Source organism: uncultured Phascolarctobacterium sp., assembly GCF_958349595.1.
In the GTDB taxonomy this organism is placed as follows: Bacteria; Bacillota; Negativicutes; order Acidaminococcales; family Acidaminococcaceae; genus Phascolarctobacterium.
On record NZ_CATWDQ010000003.1, the window covers coordinates 138,713 to 161,800 of the forward strand.

The 23,088-nt window shown below is 53.0% G+C and carries 7 protein-coding genes; 5 read left to right on the forward strand and 2 right to left on the reverse strand.

Going from position 1 to position 23,088, the window contains the following annotated elements:
- Positions 1-44: 44 nt before the first annotated feature.
- Positions 45-977, forward strand: coding sequence for a DMT family transporter (locus tag Q4G98_RS04095; protein WP_293717487.1), 933 nt, complete (start codon positions 45-47; stop codon positions 975-977).
- A 99-nt stretch (positions 978-1,076) separates the two neighbouring features.
- On the opposite strand, the gene Q4G98_RS04100 is transcribed toward Q4G98_RS04095, so the two are convergent.
- Positions 1,077-2,273 carry a PucR family transcriptional regulator ligand-binding domain-containing protein gene (locus tag Q4G98_RS04100; protein ID WP_177560396.1) on the reverse strand — a complete coding sequence of 399 codons (1,197 nt, stop codon included), beginning with the start codon at positions 2,271-2,273 and terminating at the stop codon, positions 1,077-1,079.
- Positions 2,274-2,593: 320 nt separating this feature from the next.
- Entirely contained in the window at positions 2,594-3,295 is a 702-nt protein-coding gene (locus Q4G98_RS04105; protein ID WP_177560395.1) for a response regulator transcription factor, read from the reverse strand.
- A 224-nt stretch (positions 3,296-3,519) separates the two neighbouring features.
- Between Q4G98_RS04105 and Q4G98_RS04110 the strand changes: the two genes are divergently transcribed.
- The 4 genes from Q4G98_RS04110 (at position 3,520) to Q4G98_RS04125 (ending at position 23,082) form a co-directional block, all read left to right on the forward strand.
- Entirely contained in the window at positions 3,520-5,184 is a 1,665-nt protein-coding gene (locus Q4G98_RS04110; protein WP_177560393.1) for a ShlB/FhaC/HecB family hemolysin secretion/activation protein, read from the forward strand.
- 14 nt (positions 5,185-5,198) lie between these two features.
- Positions 5,199-22,049: a leukotoxin LktA family filamentous adhesin gene (locus tag Q4G98_RS04115; protein ID WP_301961848.1), complete on the forward strand. Its 16,851-nt coding sequence runs from the start codon at positions 5,199-5,201 to the stop codon at positions 22,047-22,049.
- Positions 22,050-22,100: 51 nt separating this feature from the next.
- Entirely contained in the window at positions 22,101-22,532 is a 432-nt protein-coding gene (locus tag Q4G98_RS04120) for a YbjN domain-containing protein (protein WP_298563322.1), read from the forward strand.
- A 163-nt stretch (positions 22,533-22,695) separates the two neighbouring features.
- Positions 22,696-23,082, forward strand: coding sequence for a DUF190 domain-containing protein (locus tag Q4G98_RS04125; protein ID WP_177560387.1), 387 nt, complete (start codon positions 22,696-22,698; stop codon positions 23,080-23,082).
- Positions 23,083-23,088: the final 6 nt, after the last annotated feature.

The following is a 23,088-nucleotide window of genomic DNA, read 5'->3' on the forward strand; positions in this document are numbered from 1 at the left end:
CGGAGCGGCCGTTGCCGCTTCGTCTCTCATAAAGGAGAATCATCATGGCTAATACAAGTACCAGGGGTATTTTACTGACGATGCTGTCGGCTGTTACTTTCGGTTTTGCCTTCACCTTAGGGCCGATGACCTATGGCGAAGCCGGCAGTAATCCGGTGACCCTGACCTTTCTGCGTAATTTTTTGAGCCTGCCGGTGCTGTTGGCGATCCTTTGGTATCAGGGCGTGTCCCTGCGCGTCAGCGCCAAAGAATTGTGGAGCCTGACTGTTTTAGGCGGGATCGGCAACGCTGTCACTACGCTGATGCTGTTCATTGCGTTTTCACTGATCGACGTAGGCGTAGCGACAACGATCCATTTTATTTATCCTGTTTTTGTAACTATCGGCTGCGTGCTTTTTTATAAAGAACGCCTGGGTCTGCAGAAGTTTATCGCGCTCTTGATCGCTACTGCCGGCATCGCCTGCTTCTTTCTGGGCGTGGATATGAGCGCCGGTTTCAGCGGCGGCACTTTCCTGGGACTCTTTTTGGCAGTTGCTTCCGGCGTTACTTATGCCTTTTACATCATTTACATGGACAAGAGCGGTTTAAAAAACCAGCCTGTTTTTAAGATTTCCTTTTATGTAGCGCTGATGTCCTCGATCGCTATGGGGATCTTTGGCATGGGCACGGGCGAATTGACTTTGACGACGCTGACGCCGCAGGCCTGGTTCATTTCTACGGTCTTTGCCCTGCTGTGTACCGTCGTGGCCCTGTCGCTGCTGCAAATAGGCATCAAGCATGTCGGCGCGTCTACCGCCGCTATTTTGACTACCTTCGAGCCGATCACCAGTATTATCTGCGGCGTGCTGCTGCTGGGTGAAACGGTGACCATGATCAAGATCGTGGCCTGCGCCCTGATCATGACCGGCGTAGTTACCTTATCTCTGGCCAAACAAAAAAAGCCTCCCGAAGAGGTCGTTACCGTTCCGGAAGGCTGATCTTACATCTTAAATTTGAGCAAACTTACAAATCCTCCTATAAATAAAACATGGAAAAGCACCGGACGACTACTGCTTGGGGTCCGGTGCTTTTTTATTTTATTCGTCAAGGTAATCTTTAGCCACGATACTGTTCAGCAGGTCAAGCCGCACCAGCGCGTCGTCGATATCGCGTCCCAGCAGGTCCCTGATCTGGTTGAGGCGGTATAAAAGCGTGTTGCGGTGAATAAAAAGCGCCTGTGAGGTTTTAACGAGGCTGCCGTTGCAGTATAAATACTGCCGCAGGGTCTCCAGCAGCTCCGAGTTGTTTTTGCTGTCATGCTGCAGCAGTGCGCCGAGGTTGTAGCGGTAGTATTCGCGGATCTCTTCTTTGTCGTCGATCTTGAAGAGCAGGCGGTATAAACCAAGTTTGGAATAGTAGACGATGTGATCGCGGCGCTCCATTTTTTTCCAGAGCAGCAGCGCTTTCTGCGCTTCCTGATAGCTGGCTTTGATCTGTTCGATAGCGGTATAAGGGCGTCCGAAGCTGAGGTAGAGGTCGCTGCCGCTGTAGATCTGTTTTAAAAGTCCGTAAACCGTTTCCATATAAGCCGCCGCTTCGGCTGCTTTTTCTGCCGTAGACGCGCTGGCAAGACAGATCACGTTGTTGCCGTAGACCAGGGTAGTGATGGGCAGCTGTTTTTCTTTACACAGGCTGCCGACGGAATGCTGCAGTTTATCTTCGATACTGTCGTGCCCGGCGTCTGTCAGTACCTCGCCGGCGGGATAGCTGACGTTGAAAACGGCGATAAATTTGTATTCCAGCAGCTTGATATCGTTGATAACTGCTGTGTCCAGCATTTGCCGGTAATCGACGTCGGAAGCGAAAAGCAGGCGTCCCAGAAAGTTTTTGGACTTTTTGATCTCAAATTTATCACGCATGATCAGGTCGGTGATCTCGCGCGTCACATCGATCAGCTTCACATCCCAGGGCATTTCAAAAAGCGGGAAATCCGCCGCATCGGCTTGGGCCAGCAGCTCTTCCGGAATAGCGTTGATATATTCATTACCGACCAGGATGACGAGCCCGGCCAGTTTTTTCTGGATACATTCTAAGATAAGGTCTTTCAGCTTATCGGCACTGTGGGCGATGCCGGTAATAAACAGCAGCTCGCCTCCGTGCACCCATTGGGAGACACTGGAGGTCTGGCCTACATAGGGCCAGGTGACTGTGCGGTCGAGGCCGTTTTGTCCGGCCACCAGCTTGATACGCTCAAAGTATTTTAAAGGCAGTAGATCCTGACAGGTAACAGACATAATAGACCTCCCGGCATAATTGTACTGGTTTTATTATACCAAATTTATGACCCGGCCAGCAGGAAATTTTAGCTGGGCGCATAAAGAGCAGACTGCTGCGGCGTAAGCTTCAGACAGGGTTATGATCAGAGCTTAATAAGGGGGCAGGCGACTTTAAGAAAGTGAATAAGCCCTGCGGAACAATAAAAACAGACTGTGCCGGAAATATTCCGGCACAGTCTGTTTTTGGTCTGCGGACAGGGAATGTGTATCTTGAAAAAACAAAACTTGATTAGGGGGGGACATATGATATGATGAAATCGAGAAAATGACAGCCCTTATCACAGCAGATAATCTGCGGTGCTCAGGCAGTAGCCTTTGCCGTGTATGGTAATGATGCGTACTTTTGTATCGTCGTTCAGCCCCAGCTTACGGCGCAGCTTGCTCAAATGCATCTGCAGGCCGCGGCTGGTATGTTTCAGTTCGCCGCTGGCCCATAACCGCTGATACATTTCTTCAGTGGCGACTGTTTTATTGACATTCTGCGCCAGCAAAAGCAGTAGGTTATATTCGCTGTGGGTCAGGTTGACGATAGTGCCGTTCAGCAGGACCCGGTTGCTTTTGGTATAGATTTTGATATTGCCGATGTCGATAGTGGCATGCAGCTCATTGAAGGGGATCTGATAGCATTTTTTCAGGATGGAAAACAGCCGGTAATAAAATTCCCTGCTGCCGCAGGGCAATCTGATGAAGGTAGTGGCGCCGTTTTGGTAAGCGGCGATAGCGGTATCTTCGTCAGGTCGGGCTGATACGGCCAGCAGCGGCGTAGTTTTGGTAAGGGTGTAAAAAGTTTTTATTTCTTCAGCATCAGAAGTCGGACATTCGATGACCAGAGCAGCAGGATTTAACAAGTAAAATTTCTGTACGGCATCGGCATAGTCCATTACAAAAATAAATTTTGCTTCAAAAAAAGTGCTGTAGATAAATAATTCGCTGAAAGTTTTAGTCATCTTTGGTGTGCAGATGGTCAGTATTGTAAGCATGATAGCGCTCCCTCTCTGTAAAACTGCAAAAACACAAAAATAAAAACTAAATTCTCTACGCACTAATGATAGCATTTACATTATGTTTAATACAAGTGGTATTTCAGAAAGAAAGATGTAAATAAAAAATTTACAAAGTGGAAAAATATTTCTAATATAATGGTTTTAAAAGGGTATCTATTTAACTTATATGTTTTGAGAAAATAAAATGGGGGCGGTAAAAGATGAATGGGAAATATTTGGAAAAAGCACTGCGGTTGGCGCTGGTGACGGGACTTGCCGGTATAACTCTGACAGCGTCGGCACAGACTCCGCCGGCTGCTCCGCCCAGCGGTTATAATGACGCCGGGGTACAGCTCAACCGTACCAGGGAATATCTGGAACGCGAGCAGATCGCCAGAAGGATCCAGGAGGAGCGGGAGAAGCAGCGCAGTGAAGTGGAAGAAGCCAAAGAAGGCGAACAGGCGGAAGCATCGGATAAAATACTGTTTGTTTTGAAAAAAGTAGTCGTTGATGCTTCGCAGGTCCTGGACAATAACGCTGTAGAGGCGATTACGGCCAAATATGTCGGGCAGGAGGTCTCTCTGCAGAAGCTCAATACCATGGTCGCCGAGATCAATAAGCTTTACGAGGATAAAGGCTATCTGACCTGCAGGGCCGTTCTGCCGCCGCAGACGATCAAGGAGGGTATCGTCCACATCAACCTGGTGGAGGGGCGTACCGGTAAACTGATCATAGAGGGGAACAAATCGACAGGCAGTAAATATATCAAAAACCGCCTGCGGCTGACCGAAGGCGAAATCAACAATATCCATACTTTAAATAAAGATATGCTGCGATTCAATGGTACTAACGACGTGCAGCTGCGTATTTTCATGCAGGCCGGAGAGGAGGCTGGGACCACTGATTATGTGATCACCGCCTATGAGCCGAAGCAGCATAATTTTACGGTATATTCGGATAACGCCGGCAGCGACAGCAGCGGCCTATGGCGCGGCGGGCTCTTTTATACCAATAAGAGCCTGACGGGCAACCGGGATCAGCTGATGCTGAGCGGGATCTTTTCCAAAGGCACAAAATCAGGCAGCTTTGCCTATACCACGCCTGTAGGGCGCAGCGGCACCAAATTAGGGGTGCAGTACAGCGCCAACAGTGTGCATATCATCGACGGCGAACTGGAACCGATGAATGTCAGAGGCCATTCTACTGCGTATGGCGTTTCGCTGACGCAGCCTTTGATAGTTACGGAAAACATCAAAACTGACGTGGCACTGGAATACAGCCGGCAGAATTCACAGACGGATTTTCTGGGTATCCACTGGGTGGACGATACGATCAGCGGCTATACGGCTTCCTTCAGTATGATGAATTACGGCAGGAGCTCGGTGATCTATCAGAAACACGGTTACCGGTTCGGTGACTGGGAAAATATTGACGGCGGTTCCAAAAATTTCGGCAAATATCAGTTCAACGGACTGTACCAGAAGCTGTATGCGGGCGGGCAGATGCTGTCAGGCAGATTGGACGCCCAGTTCAGCGGCACTGATTATCTGCCGTCGGCCGAACAGTTTTATATCGGCGGCGCTTATAGCGTCCGTGGTTATAAAGAGAGTCTGCTGGGCGGCGACCATGGCTGGTCGGCAAGTGTGGAATATGCCGTGCCCATAGCTAAGGCGACTTCTTTGTTTACGTTTTTTGATTACGGCGCGGTCTATGGCGACAGCGCTTTTGACGATCATATCCTTGCCGGTACGGGTATCGGCATCAAAGCGACGATAGCGCAGAATTTTTACAGCAGTCTGACGTTGGGTATACCGCTGCGGCGGGAGCTGAACGGCACCGAAACCGGCAAAACACGGCTGCATTTTATGTTTAACGGACAGTTTTAGGGAGGAGCAGGACAATGAGTAAGCAAAGACAGATCAGGAGGAGCAACGAAAAACTGAAAAACAAACAGTCCGAGATCATAGCAGAAAAAAGGCCGCATCTGGCAAGACGGATCATTTCGGCTGTTACGGCTATGGGCATTTTTGCCAATCCGCTGGCTGCTTCGGCGCAGATCCTTGCGGGTGCTGATTTTACCAAGGTTACAAGCAACGGCAGCGTCATCGACATCGAAACCAAGAAGATCATTGACCGTACAGGCGTCAATATTTTTAAGGAATTCGATCTGAACGCCAATCAGATCGCCAATATGTATTTCGGCGACAAGGCCAACAGTAACCAGGCTGATAATCTGGTCAACTTTGTCAACAGCCATATCGATGTCAACGGTACAGTAAACGCGATCAGGGACAATAAGATCGGCGGCAATCTGTATTTTCTGAGTAAGGAAGGCATGGCAGTAGGCAGCAGCGGCGTGATCAATACGGGCGCACTGCATGTTATGACGCCTACGGCGGCACAGATGACGGCAATGCAGAACGTGTTGTCGACCGGTACTACGGAAAACCAGAAGGCACAGCTGGAGCTGCTGCGCAACAGCCCGGCACAGATCCCCCTGAACCCCAGCGGGACGATCACGGTCTTAGGTAAGGTCAACGCCACCAATAAGATCGATCTGCGCGCAGCTAATATCCTTGTGGGTATCGACGGCAGCGGCGTGGTCGACAAGACTGCCGCACTGCGCACAGGCGTGGTCGATTTTACTGATCTGGTCAATATCAAGGGCAACGGCGGCGATATCCAATCGGGTCTGACCGGCAATCTGACGGCGACGATGGATGCGGGCAGCGGTGATATCATCCTGAAGGCTTCCGCCGATGCGGGGACAAAAAGACTGGCTGACGGCGCGCCTGACTTTATCAAAGACAAGCTGGATGGACTGGCTGACGAGTTCACTTACAGGGATATCTCAGCCACGGTCAAAAATTATGGCACGATCGACGCCGCAGGCGGTGTGGAAATATCGGCGATAGCTGCAAATGGTAAAAGGACGGATACTACTGACGCAGATCCCGGCAGTCTGGCTAAAGTAACGGCTGCAGTGGATCTGGCTGGCAATGTCAGCGGCGTAAAAGATGTCAAGGTAAGCGCCAGCGCTAAAAATGAATACGTTGATGAGGACGGACTGGTGCATAAAGCATCGGTATTGGGGCTGGGAGCAGCTACGCCGCTCACCGGCGATGTGGCGTTTGCCGTGCTGGATACGGCGGCCACAGTCAACATCGGTTCGGAAGCTACAGTCAGCAGCAGCGGCGGCAATGTGTCTGTCAGCGCTGAAAGCACTACGCTGGCGGCAACGCAGGCTTCTGCCACGGGCTATAAATATGCCAGCCTGGGCGGACAAAAGGGTACTTATGTCCCGGCTGGAGCAGTAGTATATACGGAAGCGTCTAATAAGGCCACGGTCAATGTGGACGGTAAGCTGACCGCTGCCGGTGACGTTGACGTGGCAGCCAAGGCAGATCTGAAGATCGACGCTGTGGACAATCTGGCAGTCAAGGGCGGCAACGCCAATCAGGTCGTGGTCGGCGTCATGGTTACCAACGGCGACAATGCGGCGCAGGTCAATATCAATAAAAATCAGGCGGCGGGATATGAGCAGGCGCTGACGGCCGGTAAGGACGTCAATGTCAAAGCCGAAGCCCTGAACGACCTGAATTCGGAAGAAAATGTGTCGGGAGCTGATGCTTCCGCACTGGTGACTGCTGTCAATGTCACCAATTATAACAGTAGTGCCGGCGTAAATGTAGACCGTTCGTTGCTGGCGGGCAATGACCTTAATGTGAGTGCCGCTGATACTTTTACCAATAATACTGTCAGCAGCAATAATAAGATCGGTTCTGGCAAATATGTCGTCAAAGCGACGGAAACGCTGGAGCAGGTGGGCGCTACAGACGCCATGAAGGCGGTCGGCGGGAAGATCAAGGAGGCTTTGTTCAAAAAAGACGGCGCCCAGGGCGGCGAGGAGCTGACTTATGAAGGCATCAAGCTGTCTGATTTCCTGAAGGCCGGCGCTACGGTAGCGGTAGTCAATGAAAAGAATAACGCCTCTGTCAATATCGGTTCAGAGGCCGGTTTGACGGCACAAAACGGGCAGATCACGCTGGATGCTAAAATGCAGATGGACGATATCCATATGACGGCCAGCGGCGCCAGCAATTCCTACACCAAAGAACAGGGCGGCGGTATCGTCGGCAATGCGTCGGTACTGGTCACTAATCTGGAAAATCAGGCTACTGTGACGGTAGCTGACCGCAGCGATGCTAAACTTGCCGACGCGGCTATCAGCGGCGCTAAAGGCGTGACTATCAACAGTCAGGTCAAAATAGACTATAACCGTGTGCAGAAGATGGTCGACGCTGTCAAGGATGCTGCTGCCAATATCGAAGCCGGTTTCAGCGGTCTGGGCGGCAGTATCAGCAGCGACTGGCAGAATCTGCTGGATGCCGTCAAAACTAAAGCGAAGGCTTTGGAAGCGGCAGTAGGGACGTTCTCAGCCGATGAGACCCTGCTGACGAGCGACGATGGCATACTGGAGGCGGCAGGACCCTTTACTGCGGCCAAAGAATTGCTGGCGGCTTTGGACACCCTGAACGAGCAGATCGCGGCGGCAGAGGCGGGAACTGATGAGGCACAGAAGACTACGGCAGCTCAGCTGAAACAGGCTGTATCAGGGCTGAGCGACGTAGTGGTGAATGCCGTGGCTTTTGCCGATCCCAATAATTATGCCAATTTCGGGGCGGTCTCCAATGCCAAGGGCGATGATGGTTCTGGCCAGGGCACAGGCACGCAGGCAACTGTCGCAGGTACTGTGATGGTAACGAACGTCAAAAATAACAGCAAGGTTTTGCTGGGTAATAACGTAAAGATCGATTCCCAGGGCACGGTAGAGGTCGGGGCTGAAAATACGATGAAAGATGTCAGCCTGGCCGGTGTAACTGCGTCCATTTTCAATAATGCGGGCGGCAACAGCTCGATGGGCGCTACGGTCAATATCGGTAACTTTGATACTAATACGGTCGCTGCTGTGGGCGAAGGTTCGCAGATCAGCGGCGGCGAGATCAATATCACCGGCAGCAATACTATCGACCATGTGGCGGTAGCTGCCAGCGCCGGCAAAGGTGCTTCCGGCGAATCAGGAGGTTCGGGCGTGACGCTGAACGGTATGGTCTCGGTGATCAGCGGCGACAGCAAAGTGCTGACGATCGTCGATGACGAGGTTTCGCTGACTGCGTCTAAAAACAGCAGCGGCGCGGATACGACCAGCGGTACAGTCACCATCAGCGGCCATAATGATACCAGTCTGGTCAATGTGGCCGGCGGCCTGGCTATGACTGAGTCTAACGGAGCCGTGGGGGCTGCTGTGGCCATCAATGATTTTGCGGTGCAGAATATTGCCGGCGTCGGTGACGTATATGGTTTCAGCGCCGAGATCTTCGGCGAGGATAATGATGAATTAACAGGCGGCGACGGTTATACTACGGCCTATACGGCGACCGGCAGCCAGAAAAAAGCCGCTGCGATCACTGCTTACGGGCTGAACGTGGAAGCCGTTACCGACGGCACGATCAATACCGTCAGTGTGGCCGGCAGCGTCTCTAAAAATGACAGCTCAGGCGAGAAGGGCTTCTTCGGCAAGGTGGGCGATAAAATAAACGGCCTTACCGATAAGGTTTTGGGAGAAAACGGCCTGGTGGGAAAAGCCGGGTCGATATTCGCCGATAAGCTCAATGGCGACGGCAGTTCTTCGTCGGCTGTCGATGACGCTTTCAACGCCAACGGTACGGAACAGGGCGGCGGCCAGCTGCATATCAACCGTGATAACCAGGGCGGCGGCAACGGTGCTATGCCGGAGTTCAGTATCGCCGGTTCAGGCAGTGTTTCTGTCAACAGTCTGGACAATGCTACTAAAGCCGTAGTCGATAACGCCGTCATTACTTTGAACGACGGTGATCTGAGCGTCGTCGGCAAGGATAACGCCTTTGTCGGCGCTTACAGCGGCGCGGCGGCTATCGTCTGGAAATCCAGTGGCGACAGCGGCGCTCAGGGCAAAAGCGCGGCTTTAGCAGGCGCGGCGGCGGTCAATGATCTGGATAATACTATCAGCGCCGTCATTTCTAACAGTAATATCAGTAATGCGGGCAAGATCGATGTGCTGGGCTTGAGCGGGGGTACTACTATCGCGGCCGGCCTAGGCATGGAAATATCGAAAAATGAAGGCGGCAGCGGCACGGGCGGCGCGGCAGTTTCAGTCAATCTGATCGACCGCACTGTCAATGCTTTGATGGAAGATAATACAGTCGATAAGGCTGAGGCCATCGACGTTACCGGCTATCAGAGCGATGTGCAGGTAACAGGCGGGATGCAGGTAGCTGCAGGTAACCAGGGCAAGGCGCTTGGTGCTTCGGTAGCTGTTGCTTCCCTGAATAATACCGTCAACGCCGGGATCAAAGGCACCGGCAAGAACGGAGCTGCTTATACAGATATCGGCAATGTGGAAGTACATGCTTTGACCGCGCTGACCGCTGTAACGGCGGCAGTATCGGCCGGCGCTACTAAAACCAGTTCCAGCGACGGCGTCAGCGTCGATATCCAGGGTGCGGGCGTTTATAACGGCGTCAGCAATCAGGTCAACGCTTATATCGACAGCGCTAATATCCAGACGGTGGAAAATGGCTCTGTGCGGGTACGGGCGATGGATACCAATACCAAAGATGCAGGCGTGTACCAGGAGCTGCTGACCAAGGGCGCAAGCAGCAAAGAGCAGGAGCTGGCCAAAATAAGTTCCCTGATCGATACGAAAGGCAATTCTTATTATGACGGTCTGGATACCAGTATGACCGATGACGGTACAGGCGATGGAACGCTGGATATGAACAGTGTCGGCAGCCATGGCAGCACTATCGTCACGGCGGCTGCAGGCGTGGCTGTAACTAACGGCGATGCGGCAGTGGGTGCTTCGGTGGCCGTCAGCGATATCCAAAACAATTTCACAGCGAAGATCACAGATTCTGCCATTACTGCTGAAAATGTGGAAGCGCAGGCCAATTCTGATACTTTGCTGGTCGGTGTGGCCGGCGGTGTAGCCGTCGGCAATAAGCTGGGCGGCATCGGCAATGTTTCCTGGCAGAATATCGATAATGCGGCCACGGCTACGATCAGCGGTTCGGAGATCAACGCTCAGAACGTGGGCGCACGGGCTGTGAATACTGCGGCAATGATCAACGTGGCCGGCCAGATCGCCGGCGGTAAGAGTGCTGTAGGAGCAGGTTTGGGCTACAGCGGCCTGAGCAATGTCACCGGAGCGTATCTACAGGACAACGTTATTGATAAAAGGATGGCTGATACGGACGGCGTCAATGTTTACGCCAATGCGGCCAACGGCAATAAAATGTATACGGTGGGCGCCAGCCTGGCGGCAGCTACAGAAGGCGCTGCCATTACCGGTACAGTGGTGCTGACGAGAGCAGACGGACAAACTGACGCCGTCATCAGCGATTCGCAGATAGACAATGCGCAGCAGGTGGACGTTAAAGCGGCTGATACTACCTATACCTATACGGTGATGGGTAATGTAGCGGCAGGCTCTAAGGTCGGTGTGGGTGCAGGCGTGGCCTATACGGATATCGGCGGCAGCTCCGGCGATCCGGATAAGGCCGGCCAGATCACCAGGGCGCAGATCAAAAATACTAAGATCGCAACCCAGGATGCGGCGGCTGTCAACGTCAGCGCCAATGACAGTTCTAAAGTGCTGAATGTGGCCGTAGGCGTAGGCGGAGCCGGCAATGTAGCTGTGCAGGGCGCTGCCTCGACGGCTTTGATCAATAAACAGACCCAGGCTTCGATAGAAGCCACGGATATCGATAAAGACGAAGCCGATGCGGCTAAAGCCAGTGTGACCGTAAAAGCGGATGCAGACAGCAAGATCTTCAATACAGCCGTGGTAGCGGCAGGCGCAGGAACAGTTGCAGTCGGCGCCGGCGTAGCGGTAAACAGGATCGTGCAGCAGACTGAGGCCGAGGTGCTGGGCGGTACGATGAATATACGCGGTCTGGACGTGCGCGCTACAGCCGCGCCCAGAATAGAAACCATCGGCGTCGGTGGAGCGGTCGGCGGCAATGTGGGCGTTACCGGTTCGGTAGCCGTCAACATGATCAAAAATGACGCCACTGCCCATATTGGGTCTGGTGCGGTGATCACAGCTGACGGCAGCGTCGGCGTAGTGGCTCAGAGCGATGAACAGATAGCCAATTATGCAGGCAGCGTCAGCGGCGGCGGTACGGCGGCAGTTGGTGTTTCGACCAGCGTCAACCAGATCTCCGGTACAACGTCGGCCTCGATCGGTGAAAGCGGCGCTGACAAGACCCAGGTCACGGCTAAAGGCAATGACAGCGGTATCACTACTTATGGTACGGTCGCTGACGGCCAGATCCATGATACGCTGATCGATGATGAAACCGTAGCGATCAATTCCCATATCGAACGGACGCAGTCGACGCAGAAGGGCATCGTGGTCGACGCTTCTTCGACGCGCGATCTGAAATCCTTCCTGGTGAATGCCAGCGGCGGGATGTATGCCGGTGTGGCGGCAACAGTCAATGTAAATATGATCGAAGGCGCTACCAGCGCCAAAATCACTAATGCTGTTTTGAACGGCGGCCTTAGCGGCAGCGGCAGCCGGGCAGACGTCAGCGTTCGTGCCGGTGACTACTCCAACAGCTCCGGCTTTGTGGGTTCGGCCGGGATCGGGATCGAAGGAGCCGGGATCGGCGCCGGATCAGATACCAATACTGTCAGCCGCAATGTTACGGCTGAGGTCGATGACAGCGAGATCAGGGCGCAGGCGCTGAAGGTACAGGCCGAAGGCAAGCAGGGTATTTCCTCGTTCACTATCGGCGCAGGAGCGGCCGGTATCGGCGCAGGCGTAGCCGGCGTGGTCACGGTCAGTGAGATCAACAGTAAGACGAAGGCGGCTTTGTCCGCTTCCGATGCGGATGTCACAACACTTGATGTTGGGGCCAACCATCTGGCACGCACAAATGCCGGTAATATCTCGGTCGGCGGCGCCGCCGTTGGCGCCGGGATCGGGTTATCCGTAGGCGTGCTGAAGGATGATTCGGACACAGAAGCCGTAATTGCAAATAGTGAAGTTACCAGCAGCGGCGATCAGAAGCTGACTGCAACTAATAAAACGACTGTGACCTCCGGCATCACAGCCACTGGCATTGCCGGTTTGGGCGCTGGTGTGGCCGGATCGGTCTCCGTCAATAATATCAATGGCAGAGTGAGCACGGATATCAGTGATTCTGCACTTACTTCTACCGGCGGCGCGATCACTTCGGCAGCTAAGAATACGATCGGGCTCGATGCCTATACCGGCGGCAATGCCGGCGGCGTAGGCGGCGTCGGCGCCAGTGTGACTGTCAATACTATCGACAGCACCGTGCAGAACAATGTGACGAACAGTAATTTAACGGCTGCGAAGGATATCACGGTTACGGCCGAAGAGATCCGCGACATCAGCCAGGTGGCTACCAATGCGGCAGTCGGCGGCGCAGCTGTGGGCGGCAATATCATCATTACCAACGCCGGCAAGGCTTTGGATGCCGGTGATGAAAATGAAAGGGCGGCCCTGGCTCAGCTGGATGAAGCCAATGGTGTCTACGGCGAAACGGATATGCTGGGCTTTGCCGGCAGTCTGGGCGCATTGAAGAAAAGCGGCATCAATGCCGGCAGCGATACAGTTGCTGTAGGCGCAGGCAAGGGCGGCGGTAAGGATTCCCAGATCTCTGCCAACATCAACGGCGGCAGTCTGACGGCGCAGGGCAAGCTGGCTGTGACTGCTAAAGAAACTGATAATATCAGCATGACCGGCGGTAGCGGTTCCTTAGGAGCGGCCGCAGTCAATGCCGGTGTGGGTATTGTCAATGTCAACCGTAATCTGGCGGTCAATATCAATAATACCAGGCTCAGCGGTACGGAAATAAAAGCCGGCAGCGAGATCAACGGCAAAACGCAGCTGAACATGTATCAGGGCAGCGGCGGCCTGCTTGGCGTCAATGCGGCTTACGGACGGGTGAGCACTGCGGGTACTAATACCGTTAATATCAGCGGCAGTACTTTGACGGCGACGAAAAAAGACGTGGCTGTGACTGCTGCCGACAGCAGCAGTGCTTCGGTCAATGCGGTCGGCCTGACGGCCGGCGTAGCAGCGGCCGGCGTGATCGTGGCGCAGGCTGAAAACAGCAGTGCGCTCAATATCAAGGTGGACGGCAGTGACTTGACGGCGGAGGAGAACGTTGAGATCAATGCTGAACGCAAGGCGAGAAACGCCGACGGCAGTGAAAAGGCTTATTCGTTAGAGGCCAGCGCTATGGCAGGCAGCGGCGGTCTGGTATTTGCCGGGGCCGGCGTCAGCGCGCAGGCCAGTGAAAACGGCGAGGTCAATATAGCTGTGACCAGCGGCAATAACCTGACGGCGGGTAAAGCTGTCGATATCGCCGCGTTCAACGCTCCCGCAGTCAAAGCGGTCACCGGCGCGCTCAGCGGCAGTCTGCTGGCTTCGGCAGCTGTAACGGTGGCGCAGGCTAATATCGGTACCGAGGCTAAACATTTAAAGACCAGTGTGACTATTGGTGATAATAATGTTTTGGCGGCTGAGACGATCAGCGTCAAGGCAGAGAATAATGCCAAGCAGAATGTGGATATGCAGGCGTTGAGTATCAGCGCATCGCCCTTCCCCGGCGGCGCGGCCCAGATCAACAGCGGCGGCAGTTCTATCTACAGTGATGTGACTGTGGATGCCGGCAGCAATACCTACAGGGGCAAGGCTCTGGGAGAGAATAATTACGGGGCTGCCGATCTGCTGCTGGAGGCAGGCAACAGTGTGTCGCAGAAGGTACGGGCCAGCGGTATCAGCGCAGGTACGGCCTTTGCTACAGGCACTAACCTTGCCGCTACGCAGGCTGTTTTAACGACGAAGGTCACAGCGGCAGGCAGTAAGGCAGGCAGTCATATCAATGATCTGACCGTTAATGCGAAGAGCTATGCCGCTATCGACAGCGAAGCAAACGGTTATGGCGGCGCTTTGATCGATATCAGTCCTTATGCAGCCAAGGTGGAAAATGAGTATCGTGCCGATACTGATGTGGAACTGAGCGGGGACTGGACTACGGACGGCGTGGTCACCGCAGGCGCGATCAATGGCAGTGATATCGATCTGCATGCGGACGCAGTACGTGCGGCTGTTGTTGGCGGCAGCGGTGTCTGGCTCCAAAACAATGTCAGCAATGCTGCCAATGTGGCTGTAAAAGATGCGAAAATCACAAGTAACGGGGCCCAGGTTTACACGGCCCAGAATAATGTGGATCATACAGGGAAAATTGACGCCAGCGGCTATGGCGGCGTGAATGTCAATGCATCCGACCTGAACGATGCGTTTGCGTTTACGGCGGGGGTCACGGTAGATAAGAGTGAACTGACCGCTCTCGGCAACAGCGGTTCGATCACGGCGCAGGCTTTGACGCAGGGTACCATCAACAGTACCAACAGCTTGAAGTCAGCCGGGTTGGTCCCTGTTTCCTTAGCGGCCAGCAAGCATAAACTGGTCTATGATAATAGTGTCGATATTACTGGTTCGACGCTGAAAACGTCGAAAAAGGACCAGGATATCACCCTGGCGGCCAGCGATGACACCGAAGTCAGACTGGAAACTATCGCCGATACACAGGGCGGCGCTGTCGGCGCGGCTTCGGCCAGGGCCGAAAACGAACTGGCGCGCAGCAATAAGCTGAAGGTTGACGGAAATTCTTATCTGGAAAGCACTAACGATGTCAATCTGTATGCCGGTGCCAACAGCGGCGGCATCAATTCTTCGCTGGGGCTGGAAGTACTGGCGGACGCCTATAATAAGACGGTGATCCCCGTTTATACCGCGCCCAGCGTCAGAAATACGATGACGCAGAATAATCAGGTCGAGATCGCCGGCGATGTCGGCAGTGTGCGCCATGTCAATGTCAAAGCAGGCAAAGGTACGACGACGGTCACTGAATCGGCCCGCGAGTATAATATTTATACAGGTACGGGCGGCAGCGGTTCGGTTGCTTCGACTGTTTTAGGCGAGACTATCGGCAGCGAAATCACTGATAATCATGTCAATGTGACCGGTTCGGTCAAATCGGGTATCCATAATAAGCTGGAAGTCGATATCAGCGGCGCTACCGCGATCACTGCTCCGACATATGACGATAATGGTAATATGCTGACCCCGGGCAGCGTCAGCTACGGCGGCATTACAATTACGGTAGGCGAGGGTGCCGACTGGTTTGATAAAGACGGCATTACTCCGGCAGAGATGATCATCGGCAACGGTCTGCTGGCCCGTTATAAAGAAGTAAGCGGACTGATGCAGGAGTACCAGGTGGATTCGGACGAATATAAAGCTTACAAAAATGAACTGAGCAATATCGTACTGGAAATGAGAAAAGCCGGTATGGTCGCTTTGGATGTAAACGGTAATCAGACGGATATCCCTGTGGACCAGATCAATGTTGCGGCGATCAGGCTGCCGGATATCGTGGTTTCAGGCGGCAATATCAATATCGATACCGATAAGCTGCAGGGCAGTGGCAAGCTGACAGCGCAGGGCGCGCCGCAGCTCACGGTAAATAACAGCAGCGACCTGTATCTGGCAGTCGGCGACCTGACGATCAAAGATGCCGGCGGCCAGCTGAAGTTCAATGGTTCTGACCTGAAGAACACCAGCAGCGGCAACAGCTTTACCGGTACGGTCAAAGCCGACGGATTGAGTACGGAGACGCCGAAGATCACGGTCAACAGCAATTCTCCTTCGGCATTTACAGATAATCCTTCGCCGCAGGCAGATATCGGTATTTTCGGCGATATCAGCAATACGGCCGGCGATATTATCATCAATAATGATAATTACAACGTGCTGGTACAGGGCAATATCAGCGGCCGCAATATCACGTTGTCGGCCGTCAACGGTTCGGTAACGCAGACCAGCAGCGAAGGTCTGGTCAATATCGGCGGTGACCCTGTCACCCGTTATCAGTTCAGCGACTCGGTGGCGAAAAAGATCCAGGATTACCTTTATAAGTTAGGTGAGGGCAAAACCTTTACTTTCAACAGCTATGACGAGTATGTCAACTGGCTGGTCGAGACGGTAGGCATCGATCGCAGCGAACTGAATTACACGCCGGACGAGAGCGCCGGTATCGTAGCAGGCGACAACGTTTATATCAGCGGGCTGAACGTGAATATCGGCGGTCTGGTACAAAGCGGCTACGGTAACTATTCGACAGAACTGTCTGCTGCCGACGCCAGTAAAGTGGCGTCCCTGGATGCCAGTTGGGCAGCCAACCAGCGGCCTTTGAGCGATAACGAGGTCATGGGCAATGATGCTTACTGCATCAACGGCGGCGGCAAGGTCTGGAACAGTACGACCAAGGTCTGGGATTATGAGGTCAAGGTTTATTACAATCCTTCGACCAAACAGCTGCTGACTGACAGCATTACGCCTAACGGCGGTAAGATCTATATCACCGGTAAAATCTCCAGCACCGGCAACGGCCGGCTGATGGCGATGGACGGTGCTGCGGATATCGGTATCAATACGGTGGCCGTCGACCGTACGGTCAAAGTCAATACGATCACTAATAATGATATCAGTGGGCTGATCAGTATTACTGATAAAAACACCAATAAGGTCACTGAATATATGAACGGCCAGCAGCGCAGTTATACAGTCGGTACGGCTGCAGACAAGCTTCCGGCATGGTCGTCTGGCGGCAGCAGCTATACCTATGATCCGCAAAGCGGACTGCAGTATCAGTGGACCGGCGGCGTTTCCGGCGAGACTACGAAAAAGTACAGCTACAGTGAAAAATTCCTGTTCTGGGGACTTTTGGATTACAGTAATACCGGCGAGTTTGTAGACGGGCTGAACCGCGATGGCAAAGAGTATCAATTTACCACTGATTCCGGCAGCGGCCAGAGCCTGGCTACGGGTTCGGTCATTACTACGGGCAACAACGGCACGCAGTTTACGATCAGCTCCAGCCATTATACGACTAGTGAAGAGAAGTTTTCTGAAGTTACGGCTGATAAGCGGTATGACGGCACGGCCGGTAAGATCTTCGGCTACGGCACTACCTATTATTACTGGACAGGCAAGCAGGGTACGGCCAGTACCTCTACTTCCAGCCTGAAGGCTGATTACGGTATCAGTATCGGCTTCCTGGGCAATGGTAACGGCAGCGGCAACATCAATGTCACCAGCAAGAACGATATGATCCTGGCCGGTAACATCAGCAACGCCACCGTTATCGATAACAACGGTAATTACAAGGGCCTGGGCAACGTGACTTTGAACAGCAATCAGGGTTCGGTCACGGCTCTGGGCAACGCCAAGATCAATTCTGACGATGTCAGGATCACCGCCAATACGGGTATCCAGGTGAACCATGCGGCTATCGGCGGCAGCGCCAATGTAGACGCGGTAACGAATAACGGCAATATCAGCTTTATTTCCGACAAAGGCGCTCTGAACATCGTCCGGCTGATGACCGGCGGCACTAATGCTATCAAGGCAGAGACCGGTAATATTTATCTGCAGGCTGACGGCGATATTCTTGATGCCGGCAGCGGCGACTATACGGTCAAAGGCCAGCGTATCGACCTGGTGAGCAATACCGGCGGTATCGGTACTAAAGACAAGGCTTTGAAGGTGCTGGGCGGCAGCGAGCTGTTCAGCGGCGACAGTATGACCTCCAGTATCAATGCTTCGGCACAGGGCGACATCGTTTTAACGCAGACTGACGGCAATATGCGCCTGGGCACGATCGAAAGCGCTAACGGTGATGCGGTGCTGACAGTGGCCAACGGCAGCTTTGTTGATGCTTATAATGAAGAAAGCGTTGGCTTGTCGGACAGCGCCGCCAAGGTCGACCGGTGGCTGGAAAACGGCCTTATCAGCAGTGCTGATGCCGATGACAGCAACAGTAAAGCGGCAGAAAAGGCTAAGGAAGAACGTTTGTCCGGACTTGATTCCCGGGCAGAGGCTCTGGCTGGCGGCGACACAGGTAAAGTGCAGGCTTACAAAGACGCCGCTCAGGCTTATGCTGACGACGCTGGTCTGCAGGCTGCCAAGGCTGCTTATATCGAAGCTATGCAAAAGGCTGACGGTATCAGCGATGCGACAGAAAAGACTGCGGCCATAACCGCGGCTTACAGCGAATATCAGCAGGCGCAGCAGGATTATTTTGCCGGCGCCGGCTATAACGCAGACGAGCAGAATCTGATCGCGTCTTATGCAGAAGTGAGCACCAGCGATAATTATGGCTGGAGCAAGAACCAGCTGCTGTACGCTATCCAGGAGAGCGTTATCAACAGCAAGCCGGGACAGGTACAGACAGTTGACAAAGCCAATGTCACGGCAAACAATATCACGCTCAATGCCGCTAACGGCGGTATCGGCGTCGATGCGGCGGATAAGGTCATCAGTTATGATGAGCTGGGCAAGCTGGAAAATCTGCAGCTGCTGGCATCGGCTAAAGCCGGCGATCTGACCTGGAATGCGGAAACAAATACCGTTACTTTCAGGCAGCAGCGGGCGATCAATCTCCAGACCAGGGATCAGGGCGAGATCCATGCTGCCGGCCGCGATAATGTTTATCTGGCCGGGACGAAGGATACCGTGTTCAACATTGCCGGGATCAAGACCGAGCATGATATCAAACTGATGAGCGACAACGGTGTGCATATGATCGGCAATGGCCGGCTGGAAGGCGAGAACCTGATCATTTACGGCGGCAATGGCAGTATCGGCAGTGCGGATAAGCACATCGAAACGAAGATTTCCGGTACTCTTGATGCGAACAGCGCCAAATCCGTCTATCTGACGCAGCAGGACGGCGTTTTGACGATCCAGGCAGTAGCGGCAGGCGGAGAAGTCGTGCTGAATGCCGACGACGGTATGAAAATGTCTGCCGAAGAAGGCAAGGATATGGGTTATATCAGTGCCGGGACACAGATCACTTTAACTGCGGCTAAGGGCAGCATCGGCGTAGACGGTAATGGCGTCCGGATCCTCAACAATGGCGCCGTTATCAATGCCGACGCCGGCCAAGATATCTATCTGGACGGCAGGGAAAACGGCAATCTGGTCTTGGGTACGATCAGGACAGACGGTACGTTTACATTGAACAGTGCCGGTAATGTGAGCCTGGGCCGCGCCGAGGAACAGGACAATGAAGGCATAGTGACGGTGACCGGGGTCAAGGGCCGGGTAACGGCTGAGAACAACGGCGTCATCAAAGCGGTGAACATTGCTTTGGATCACGGCGGCGTCACTATCAATGGAGCAGCGGGGAACCTGCTGCTGCAGGCAGAGGGCAATATTACCCAAAATGCTGCGGCGGAAGGCATCAAGTCCACATCACTGACGGCTGTTACCGGCGGCGGGCAGAAACTGCTGAGCCAAAATAACGAGATCAGCAATTTCTCAGCCCAAAGCATCGGGCAGAATAACAGCATCAACGGCGGTATAGAATTTGTCAGCAAGGCAGCCGGTGGTTTAACGGTCCAGCTGAACGGACTCAATGTCAATGCAGGTAACGTCAGCATCAGTAATATCTCTGCTGACGGCGATCTGACGATCAATGGCGGCGTAAATGTTACCGCCGGCGGTATCGATTTCAGCGGCAGGGGAGATCTGGCTACTACAGGCGTGCTGAAGGCGGCGGAGGCTGTCGGGATGACGGCTGACGGCAATATCAGCAACCGTGATGCCATAACTGCCGGTAAGGACATCGACCTGCAGGCTGGCGAAGATATCACCAATAACGAAGCAGTCAGCGCCGGTACAGACCTGCTGATGGCTGCTAAGGACGGCAGTATCATCAATAAGGGCGCTGTAAGTGCCGATGCAGATGTGTCCTTAACTGCGGCCAAGAGTATTACCAACAGCAGTACGGTCCAAGCAGGCGAGGGTCTGCTGATGAATGCTGTTACTGGCAACATCATCAATCAGGGCAGCGTAACTGCCGGCAAGGCTATCGACCTTCAGGCTGGCGAAGATATCACTAATAACGAAGCAGTCAGTGCCGGTACAGACCTGCTGATGGAGGCTAAGGACGGCAGTATCATTAATAAAGATGCGGTGAGTGCCGATGCAGATGTGTCCTTAACTGCGGCCAAGAGTATTACCAATGCGTCTGATGTCAGTGCTGCAAAATTGATCTCCATGCTGGCCAAAGCAGGTGACATCATTAATGAAGGCAATCTGACGGCAGGCGGCACAGGTCTGGCAGTCGATCTGACGGCCGGGCAGGGCAGTATCCGCAATACGGCTGCTGCCGGTACGATCGTGGCTGCAGGTGCGGTGCAGATGCAGGCTGCGGAAGATATCATCAATCAGACTGCGGTAAACAGCGGTGAAGGCCATGATGTAGTCATAGACGCCGGCAATGATCTTGTCAACAGCGGCGCGGTAGACTCCGGGCGGCAGGTGTTGCTTACAGCCGGGCAGGATATCGGCAATACGGGTAAGATCACGGCGCAGGACGCTATTACCATGGATGCCGGCAATGATATCAGCAATAATGGCAGTCTGACTGCTGTTCAGGATGTGGCGTTGACGGCGGCAGCCGGCAATATCAATACCGGCAGCAATGGAACGGTCCACTCCGAACAGGGCAGCATCAGTCTGGCTACTCAAAATACTGCGGCTGCAGGAGCTGGCGCGATCAACGTCGGCGCAGCCCTGACAGCGCAAAAGCATATCAATATTCGGACGGAACTCGGCGATGTCTTTATGGGTGCTGATGCTACGGCACAGGATGGCGTTTTGACAGTGCACGTTACAGAGGGCGATATCAGGAGCAGTCACTTTGACGGCGGCGATAACCCTGCCGGTACCGACGTTAAGCTGTCCTCGATCAACGGCTCTGTAGATGTGTATACACAGAAGGGCGATGTTGATCTCCACGAGATCTATGCTAAGGATAAAGCTTCGGCCGGTACGGAAAACGGACATTTACGGCTCTGCAAGATCGATGGCAATATCGTTGTCCTGATCACCAAAGACATGGACAACAATATGGATGTCAAAGAAATAGTTGCCGGTAATCAGCTCATAGTCAGCGGCAATCATATCACGCTCGACGATATCAAACAGCGTGACGATGCTGACGGTATGCTGATCATCAGCCCTGGCGGTGCCAAAGATGACGAGCCGATCGGAGATTTTACGATCAAAAATATCAATACCAGCAATGGTGTTCGGTTTGATAAGCTGTGGGTCAGAAATGCCAATCTGCACGTGGAAAGCGGCCGGTTCTATATCGATAAGCTGGCTGTAGCCGATGTGGCTTATTTCAGCAACAGCGATATGCGGACTTCGGTTTACGGTACGCCGCCGCTGCGTGACGGCAGCAACAGCATCTACTGGTTCAATTATGCCGCTAACGATCCCAAGAATAACCTGTTGGGGTGGCATAATGACGAATATCTGGGCAACTGGATGCATCTGTATTTTACTGACCGCTACCGGACCCAGATCAGCAATGGTGTACTGATCTCGCTGGATGATTACCATTATGCTTATAATCAGAGATTTACGGGTGAAAATCATCTGCGTTTCCTGAAAAAAGAAATGCCGCGTGATGTTTATGAAAAGAACAATCCTTCCGGAGTATCGCTGTATCAGCGCTTTGCGCTGTACGAATTGCCGGAGGATCAGCAGCAGGAACTTCAGGAAGATGATCTTGTGATCGGTGAGAACGTTTAAAAAAGCAGGGAGCGGCTTCAAGCCGCTCCCTATCCAAAAGGAGCAATGCAGATGAATAAAAAAGCGGAAGATTTTAAAAAATATTTAGAAACGAAGTCCATTACCTGTTTTGCGGTGGAAGAAATAGAGGAAGATCAGCTGAATACGGTAGTTTTTCGGTCGACGATCGAGGTCGAGGGCCAGCAGCTGCCGACGATCATTATTTTGGACAGCAGTATTTATGGTATGATCCGGGTACTGGCAGCGCCCGGCGCTTTAAAAGAAAATAATGAGCTGGAACTGCTGCGGCAGCTCAATACTACCAACGGCAAATATAAGGTGTTCAAATATTATCTGGGAGCAGACGGCGGCCTGTATCTGGAAAGCTGCGTACTGCTGCCGAAAGGCAAGGTGGAAGGCGATCTGATCTATACGGTGCTAGATGTCATTATCAGGCATCTGCAGGAAGAATATAAAAATATAATGAAGCTGATCTGGCAGTAGGCTGCTGCAAATTCACTGTCGCAGCAGCGCCGGTTTGAAGTCAGCTGCATAAACTGTAAGCCGGATGACAAAAATATTTTTGTGTGATACATGTATTTTTAGAGACAGCGTGTTATAATTAAGACAGGAAAAGAAGAATAATTTTTAGAAAAGGGGGATCAGTATGGCTGCTGAATTCAAAAAATGCTGGATGCTGAAAATTTATACGGGCGAGGACGTCATCGTGGGTAATGACCCCCTGTACAGAACTATTCTTGAGGAAGCCCGCCGGTTAAAGATCGCCGGTGCTACTGTCATTAAGGGTATCGAAGGGTACGCGACTGAAGTGCGCGGTATTGACCGCCGCCCGGTATCACTCTTTACCGGTGTTTCCAATCTGCCTGTTTTGGTAACGCTCGTTGACCAGAAAGAAAACCTGGAAAAGCTGATCCCGTTTTTAGAGAAAAAAGCTACGCACGCACTGGTGCTGTTTGAAGAAAGCACGGCTTTGATCACCGACTATATGCGTCAGGTGATTGCCAAGCGTCAGGCTGACGGATTGGAAAAATAGTTTATT